At 31.5% G+C, this 8,350-nt stretch carries 11 protein-coding genes; 4 read left to right on the plus strand and 7 right to left on the minus strand.

What is annotated here, in order from left to right:
- The first annotated feature begins 1 nt into the window (after nt 1).
- Together QZZ53_RS10310 and QZZ53_RS10315 are read left to right on the plus strand one after the other, a co-directional pair.
- On the plus strand, nt 2–478 hold the full coding sequence (locus tag QZZ53_RS10310; RefSeq protein WP_296384274.1) for a nuclear transport factor 2 family protein: 477 nt from the start codon (nt 2–4) through the stop codon (nt 476–478).
- Nucleotides 479–608: 130 nt separating this feature from the next.
- Nucleotides 609–1,022, plus strand: coding sequence for a DUF3052 domain-containing protein (locus tag QZZ53_RS10315; RefSeq protein WP_296384276.1), 414 nt, complete (start codon nt 609–611; stop codon nt 1,020–1,022).
- Here QZZ53_RS10315 and QZZ53_RS10320 read toward each other — a convergent pair whose 3' ends face one another.
- From QZZ53_RS10320 to QZZ53_RS10350, 7 genes are read right to left on the minus strand one after another with little or no spacing between them, the layout of a single operon-like run.
- Complete coding sequence (locus QZZ53_RS10320; RefSeq protein ID WP_296384278.1) at nt 1,023–1,571, minus strand: 1-acyl-sn-glycerol-3-phosphate acyltransferase; 549 nt, start codon at nt 1,569–1,571, stop codon at nt 1,023–1,025.
- A gap of 1 nt (nt 1,572) precedes the next feature.
- Entirely contained in the window at nt 1,573–2,655 is a 1,083-nt protein-coding gene (locus QZZ53_RS10325) for an iron-containing alcohol dehydrogenase family protein (RefSeq protein ID WP_296384279.1), read from the minus strand.
- A gap of 44 nt (nt 2,656–2,699) precedes the next feature.
- The gene (locus tag QZZ53_RS10330) at nt 2,700–3,317 is read right to left on the minus strand and encodes a CatA-like O-acetyltransferase (protein WP_296384281.1); all 618 of its coding nucleotides are present in this window, start codon (nt 3,315–3,317) and stop codon (nt 2,700–2,702) included.
- Nucleotides 3,314–4,018, minus strand: a complete 705-nt coding sequence (locus tag QZZ53_RS10335; RefSeq protein ID WP_296384282.1) for an HAD family hydrolase — start codon at nt 4,016–4,018, stop codon at nt 3,314–3,316. The genes QZZ53_RS10330 and QZZ53_RS10335 overlap by 4 nt, the downstream gene beginning before the upstream one ends.
- Nucleotides 4,009–4,737: a 3-deoxy-manno-octulosonate cytidylyltransferase gene (gene kdsB, locus QZZ53_RS10340; protein WP_296384285.1), complete on the minus strand. Its 729-nt coding sequence runs from the start codon at nt 4,735–4,737 to the stop codon at nt 4,009–4,011. The genes QZZ53_RS10335 and kdsB overlap by 10 nt, the downstream gene beginning before the upstream one ends.
- A 33-nt stretch (nt 4,738–4,770) precedes the next feature.
- Complete coding sequence (locus QZZ53_RS10345) at nt 4,771–5,346, minus strand: DUF4126 domain-containing protein (protein ID WP_296384288.1); 576 nt, start codon at nt 5,344–5,346, stop codon at nt 4,771–4,773.
- A 4-nt stretch (nt 5,347–5,350) separates the two neighbouring features.
- Entirely contained in the window at nt 5,351–6,790 is a 1,440-nt protein-coding gene (locus QZZ53_RS10350; RefSeq protein ID WP_296384290.1) for an ATP-binding domain-containing protein, read from the minus strand.
- 313 nt (nt 6,791–7,103) lie between these two features.
- Here QZZ53_RS10350 and QZZ53_RS10355 point away from each other — a divergent pair, with 313 nt between their 5' ends.
- Entirely contained in the window at nt 7,104–7,832 is a 729-nt protein-coding gene (locus QZZ53_RS10355; protein ID WP_296384292.1) for a hypothetical protein, read from the plus strand.
- 2 nt (nt 7,833–7,834) lie between these two features.
- On the plus strand, nt 7,835–8,350 hold a 516-nt coding region (locus tag QZZ53_RS10360; protein WP_296384294.1), incomplete at its 3' end, for a DUF3822 family protein.

Genomic DNA, 8,350 nt, shown 5'->3' on the forward strand with positions numbered 1-8,350 from the left:
TATGGAAGGACTAATTGAAAAATTTTATAAAGCTTTTTCAAATTTAGATGCAAATGCTATGGAGTCTTGCTATCATAAGGATATTGTTTTCCAAGATCCTGCTTTTGGTGTTTTAAAAGGAGAAAGAGCTATAGCTATGTGGCAAATGCTTTGCGAATCTCAGAAAGGAAAAAACTTTAAAGTTGTAAGCTCTAATATTAATGCAAATGAAGCTAATGGCTCTGCACATTGGGAAGCCTTCTATAATTTTAGTAAAACTGGTAGAAAAGTGCATAATAAAATTGATGCAAAATTTCAATTTAAAGATGGTTTAATAATTAAACATACTGATCATTTTAGCCTTCATAAATGGGCTAGCCAAGCTATGGGTATAAAAGGGTTACTATTTGGTGGCATGGGCTTTTTTAAAGCAAAGTTACAGAAACAGACAAATTATCTTTTAAGTAAGTATATGGAAGAAAAAAAACCATCTTCTTAGCGGTAGATGGCTTTTTTTAATAGCAATGTTTCTTTTTAGGGACTCTATAAGTTTACTTTATGTTTCATTGCATTATATCTATTACAAATCTTATGCCAAATAGAATTCTTCTTAAATTTAAAAAATTGAAATGAGTTCAGGCTATTCTAAGACACCATTGGCGAAAAAATTAGGTTTAAAAGCAAATTTTAAAACTCGCCTCTATAAAGCACCAGATTATTACCATGATTTATTCGATGAACTACCTGATAGCCTAAAGTACACAACAGCCTTAGATGTATCAAATTTAGATTTTATACATGCTTTTTTTACTTCAAATGAAGAATTAACAAAGACAATTCATGATTTAAAAAAGGGATTGAAACAAAATGGAATTCTTTGGGTAAGTTGGCCAAAAGGCAAATCTAAAATTGAAACTGATATTAATAGAGAAATTGTAAGGTCTGTTGTTTTAGAAACTGGACTAGTAGATATTAAAGTTGCTGCTATTGATGAAGATTGGAGTGGACTAAAATTTATGTATAGACTGAAAGACCGAAAATAATTAGCTATATGCTTTTACCTTGCCTTCTACTCCTTTATAAAAGGCTTTCATAAATTTAAAGTCGGCTTCAATATCATCTGTTGGATAAAAAGGTTCAGAAATTTTGTTTTGCTTATTCTTAAAATCGAGCGTAAACATAATAATAGGCACATTTGCAGCCTTAGCAATATAATAGAATCCTGTTTTCCATTTTTCTACTTTTTTTCTTGTTCCTTCTGGTGCTAATGTTAATCTGAATTCGTCCTCATCATTAAATAATTTTGCAATGGCTTCGACTTTATTCTGCCCAGATGTTCTATCTAATGCTTTTCCTCCAACAGCTCTAAAATAGTATCCAAAAGGCCATGTAAAGAGTTCTTTTTTTCCAACGAAATTAGTTTTAACGTTCGCTACTTTTCTGAGAAGTATACCTAAATAGAAATCGTGCCAGCTCGTATGTGGCACAGCAATTATTACAGCCTTTTTAATGGTGTCTTTAGAAAAGTTAGTATTACCAACAACTTTCCAACCCATCAATTTAAAATAAATGAATTTTGCTAACCAGCGCATCTTACATCTTTTTGTAAAGCTCAAGTAATTTTTGACGTGTAATTACAGTCTTCCAATTCTTACCAATAGCATTTTCCCATAATGGCTCTAGACTTAATGCTACATCTATCATGGTATTAAATTGACGTTCTTCCAAATCTGTACAAATCCCTTGAGGCAATTGAATATTATGCTTAGCTTTCATTTTTTTAAATAAGGCTACACCTTCAGGATAATAGTCTTCTAGATGATCAAATACAATACAATTTCCGATGCCATGCTTCACTCCAAGTAAATAACCCAAACCATAACTCATAGCATGTGCAACACCAACCTGAGAATAAGCAATACTCATTCCTCCATGCCAAGAAGCCATCATAAGTTTATCTTGAGCATCTTCTTTACTCAACGTATCTTCTAGAAATATTTCTTGACACAACTCAAAAGCTTTCTCTCCATAACTTTGGCTAAACGCATTTAAATACGTGCCATTAAGTGATTCTACACAATGTACAAAACAATCCATACCTGTATAAAACCATTGGTCTTTTGGTACATCTTTAGTCAATTCTGGATCTAGTATCACTTGGTCAAAAGGTGTATAATCACTGTTAATACCAAGTTTACGCTCTGGACCAGTTAATATTGTAGTACGTGATACTTCTGCTCCTGTTCCAGAAATTGTCGGAATACCAACATGATATATCGCAGGATGCTTAATTAAATCCCAACCTTGATAGTCTTTAGATTCACCTTTATTAGTGAGCATTAATGCAACCGCTTTAGCAATATCCATTACTATACCACCACCAATACCTATGATACCAGATGGTAACTCGCTATACTCAAGAATAATATCCTCAACCAATTGGTCTATTTGTGAGGTTTTAGGTTCTTCTTTTGTAGGCACATAAATAATTCTATCCTTATAAGACAAAGTTATTCTTGAAGTTAACCAATGATTGCCTTTAAAAACATCATCTACATAAAATATAAATGGTGCATTACGTCCATTACGCTTTGGAGTGAGAATTTCATCTAGTTGATTGAAACTTCCACGTCCAAAAACAACTCTAGACACCATCGGATAATTTTTATATATCATTTACTCTATATCTTTAACAAAAATAAAAACAAACTTCATATTTACTAAGTATTTAAATAAAATTGAAATTTTTCTGCAAAAAGTCCAACATGATAACCATCAGCTAAAGCATGGTTAACGTTTATTGAAACATTCATCATCAGCTTACCATTTTGTTCTTCTGCTTTAGAAAAAGCTAATTCTGGTACTGATTCTACATTACCAGATGAAGGTTCTTTATGACCTGTAAACTTAAACCAAGGCAAAGCCGAGCAATGAATACAATCTAGCCCATTTACTGGTGGGTATAAATCATCTGAGTTTTGAATCCTTATTTTTTCTTTTTTAAAATTATTTATAAAAACATTTAAATCTTCATTGTATTCAATGAATGAAAACCCAAAGGTTTTATCTTCTCTTATTAGTGTTGCTGAAGCATGTATAACATTATACTCAACAACTTTACCCTCTATTATTCTGTAACGTAAATTATCTACTGTATTAATCGCTTTCATACAATCGTGTAAATACTTTACAAAAAAGCTTATCTTATTTTCTTTGGCAAAATGATATGCTTTTGTAACATCAAACGGAATTACAACACCAAAATATGGATCTTTTAGTTGTGCAAAATGTTTGTAAAGTTTCTTACGATTCCAAGTTTCTAAATTTAGAACCTTCATTTTAAAAATGTTATAATTTCAGTTAAACTATTTACCGTTTTGTAATCTGCTCCGTTAGTTTCTTTTTTTGTCACTTTTTCATGTTCCCAAGTTGTATGAAATGGAACATGTATAGCTTCTGCACCAATATTTACTAATGGCAAAATATCTGACTTTAATGAATTCCCTATCATTAAAAATTCTGAAGGCTTTATATCTAAATGCTTTAAAAGCTTTTTATAATTTTCGTCTTGCTTTTCACTGAGCACTTCAATATGATGAAAATAATCTATCAAACCAGATTTTTCTAACTTTCGTTCTTGATCTAATAAATCTCCTTTTGTTGCGACAATTAGTCTATAATCTTTAGATAAAGCTTTAAGTACATCTTCTACTCCATCAAGCAATTCTATAGGCTTATGAATCATATCCTTTCCAATATTAAGCATTTTGGATATAACTTCATTAGAAACCGTACCATTAGATAATTCTACCGCAAGTTCTATCATAGATAACACAAAACCCTTTACTCCGTAACCATAGGTTGGAAGATTTTTTATTTCCATTTTAAAAAGCTCCTGATCTATCTTATTAGGTGTTTCATAACGCGATAACAATCTGCCTGCTTCCTCTTCTGCCGCTCTAAAATAAGTTTCATTAACCCAAAGCGTATCATCAGCATCGAAACCTATTACTTTTATGTTTTTATAATCTATTTCCACAAACGCTTTGCTCTTTCTAAATCTTCTGGTGTATCTATTTCTACTCCTTGTACTTCTGTTTCAACCATTTTTATACGCTTTCCGTATTCTAAATACCGAATACATTCTATCTTCTCTGAAGCTTCTATAAACTGCATTGGTAAAACAGCAAAATCTAATATTGCATCTTTTCTAAAGGCGTAAATACCTTTATGCTTAAAATAGCGAGTCCCAACACTTTTATCTCTTGGAAATGGAATTGGGCTACGAGAAAAATATAAAGCGAAGTTATTCTGGTCTACAATAACTTTGACCGTATTTGGATTATTAATTTCATCCCAATCCGTAATTTCTACCATAAGAGATGCCAAATCAATTTCTTTATCGACATCATCTCTAAACACTTCTAAAACTTTATGTAAACTCTCTCGCTCTGTAAACGGCTCGTCTCCTTGCACATTCACTACAATATCGCAATCTACATCAGCAACGGCTTCAGCGATTCTATCGCTTCCTGATTCATGCTCCTTTTTGCTCATAATGGCTTTACCACCATTATTCACAATCTCATCATAGATAATATCACTATCAGTTACTACATAAACTTCACTAAAAAGTTTTGTAGCTACAGTAGCTTCATACGTTCTTAAGATCACAGATTTTCCTGCTAAATTTTGCATCAATTTACCTGGAAATCGAGACGCACTATAACGTGCAGGAATCATGGAAATTATCTTCATCTATGTGTGGTTAGAGAATTCAAAAATACGGTTTTAGGATGATTTCGACTTATTTGGTTTTAACTTTTTATAGAGTTTGAAAACAATATAAAAGATGAATATAACCAAAATAATAGCCACTATTGGCAAAAAAATAGAAACAATAGACATGACAATAGACGTACCAGTCTCAACTGTAGACACCAAAGGATTCCCTAAACCTGCTGTAGAAACTGTTGAACCCAATCGTGTTGCGCTCGCTGAACTCTTTACAGCCACAGCAGTACCTCCTCCTGCAATTATAGCTAAAGCCCATGTGATTACAGGACTTAAATCTGCAACGGTTGACACCATAACTGCTGTGCCTGCAATGGTCGCTAAAGGAATAGCAATGGTATCTAAAAGATTATCCACAACTGGCATATAATAAGCTACAATCTCTACTAAAGTCGCAATACCCAAAGTGATTACAGCGGTTGTACTACCAATCCATAACCAAGACTCATTAAGTTCCCAAACATTAAAATATGCTGCTAAACTTAAAGCAAACAAAGGTAAAAAGACTCTAAAACCAACTGAGGCTGCTAGTCCTATTCCTAAAAATATACTTAAGATTGTTTCCATTGTCATACTTCTAATTTAAATCATTTTCAGTAAACATGTCATCTTTAAATCCAATTAAATAAAGTTTCTCTTTTGCACGTGTTATGGCTGTATATAACCAACGAATGTAATCTCTATTCATCCCTTCTGGCAAATAAGGCTGTTCTACAAATATTGTATTCCATTGACCACCTTGAGACTTATGACAAGTTATAGCGTAAGAAAACTTTACCTGTAAAGCATTAAAGAATTTGTTGTTTTTTACTCCTAAAAAGCGTTTATAATTACTTTCGTTTTCATAGTCTTTAGAAACTTCTTGATATAATCTATTAGATTCATCGTAACTCAAAGATGCACTTTCTACATCTATCGTATCAAGAAGTAAAACAGTTTCGAATGGTCGCATCTTTGGATAATCTACCATTTTCACTTTAACTTCTGCAAATCTAAAACCATACAATTCTTTAATGCTGAAAATTTCGAGTACTTCAATAATATCACCATTGGCTATAAAACCAGCTTCAGTTGTTGGTTTAATCCAGAAGTAATTATTCTTAACCACCATTAAATAGTCTCCAGCAGATAATTCGCTTTCATTAAATAATATACGCTGACGAATTTGTTGGTTGTAGGCATTGGCACGTTTGTTACTTCTAACTATTATGGCAGTTTCTTCGTAACCTTCGTCACTATAAGCATCATTAATAGCATCCATAATTTCATAACCATCAATTAGCCTTACTATATCTTTAAATGGATTGACATTAAACTTAAAACTTTCATATATAGTGGTTTCTAAAACCGATCTTAGTTCTGTGGCATTTTCTAAAATACCTGAATCTTGTTCTTGCCTCACAACTTCATCTAACTCAATACCAATGACATCTTTATTATAATTAAGGCTTAATTTGTTTTCATTTAAAGCTGGACTTAAATCAGATTTCACAGGTGGCAACTGTGCTTTATCTCCTATAAGAAGTAGTTTACATTGATGACCAGAATAGACGTATGTCATTAAATCGTCTAATAAAGAATTACTTTCAAAAGATTTAGAATCTGAAGGAGTATCTGGTATCATTGACGCTTCATCAACTATGAAGATGGTGTTTCTATGTTTATTTGGTTGCATAACAAATTTTACACCTCCACCTTTTTCTTTCTTCGGGAAATATATTTTCTTATGAATCGTAAAAGCTTCTTTCTTAGAATAATTAGAAATCACTTTTGCTGCTCTACCAGTTGGTGCTAATAAAACGGCACTCTTTTTTGCTTCCCATAGATTTGAAACTATTGTTCCTATAATACTTGTCTTACCAGTACCAGCATATCCTTTGAGCAAGTAAATTGAATTCTTATTTGTATCAAAAATGAATTGAGACAATTGCATTAACACCATATCTTGTTTAGAAGTTGGTGCGAATGGAAACTTAGATTTTAATAAGGAATAGAATGCAGAAGCATTAGAAATCATAAGAACTCAATTTTAAGTTTTCTATTTCCTAAAAAATGATTCAAACTCATTTATATTACACTACTTTTCTTACTCGCAACTCGATATGACTTTCAAAAAATAACTCATATAAACAAATTTCACCTCATTTTCGGTTAAACACAAAAACTTTAAATGAGTTCAGAAATAAATATGAAGCAATATAGCATTATTCTATATTTTAAAACGACGCATATCAATCAAGTTGTTTATTTTGAATGATTTTCATTTAGATAGTTTTAACGAACAAAAAAAAATTGTAGATTTGCGTAAGACCTAATTAATAAAATAAAATATGTTAAGCGTAATTATTGCAATTGTAGTCATTATATTATTAACCATTGGTATTGTTTGGTTAATTGACAAATTTGTGCCAAAAAAATTAAAGCCAATCATTAATATTGCGCTTTGGGCATTAATTATATTCTTAGGTTATATGACCTTTAATTCTGTTTACCAAGAAATTAAATTTAACCAACTTAAAGTAGAGCGCTATAAAGTTGTTATAGATCGTCTAATAGACGTTAGAGACTCACAATTAGCATACAAAGAGGTAAATGGTGAATTTGCTGGTAGTTTTGATAAACTAATAGATTTTGTTGATAAGGGAGAAGTGCCAATTACACAAAGACGTGATACTTTAGTATTAGACGAAGAAAGAACGCGTGCATTTGGTGGTGTAGAGACGATGAAAACAATAACATTAATTGATACCTTAAGTTTCTACTCTGTAAAGGATTCTCTATTTAAAGGAAGTGATCGTTATAAAAGTATGATGAATGTTGGTATTGGAAAAGAAGGAGCTAAGTTCACTTTAAAAGCAGGAAAATTAGATGACATCTCAGTATTTGAAGCTAGCGTCGATAAAGCTTTAGTTTTAGATGGTCAAGAAAAATATTTAATAGAAAAAGAAAAACAAGCTTTCTCTGTTGCAGGTGTAAAAGGACCTTCTGTAAAAATTGGGTCTATGGAAGAAGTTAACACCAATGGAAATTGGGGTAAAGACCTTTCTAATAAACAGTAATTTTGACTAAAAATAGTATTAAAGAGTTGTCCATTCAAATTCATTTGAATGGGCTTTCTTTTTGCATTCTAAATAGAACTTCTAATACCATTGAATTTCTAAAAACAGTTAACTTTGAGCAAAAGTTAACTCCATTTGATGTACTTAACCGTTTAAAAGCAGAACTAAGCAGTAATACTGTGTTTTCTGAAGATTTTGATGCTGTGTTAGTTATACATCAAAACGAGCTAGCTACATTGGTTCCTAAAACTTTATACAACGAAAACCACAAAGCGGATTACTTAAAATTTAATTCTAAAATTCTGAGGACAGATTTTATAACTCAAGATGATATCGCAATAAATGATAGTATCAATGTTTATGTCCCTTATGTGAATATCAACAATTATATTTTTGAAACCTTTGGGGAATTTGTTTATAAACATTCATCGAGCATATTAATCGATACCGTTTTACAAAAAACTGAAGCCAAAGAATCACCTATAATTTATATAAATATTAATAGCTCAACTATAGAG

Origin of the sequence: Winogradskyella sp. (genome assembly GCF_016744625.1) — a bacterium.
In the GTDB taxonomy this organism is placed as follows: Bacteria; Bacteroidota; Bacteroidia; order Flavobacteriales; family Flavobacteriaceae; genus Winogradskyella.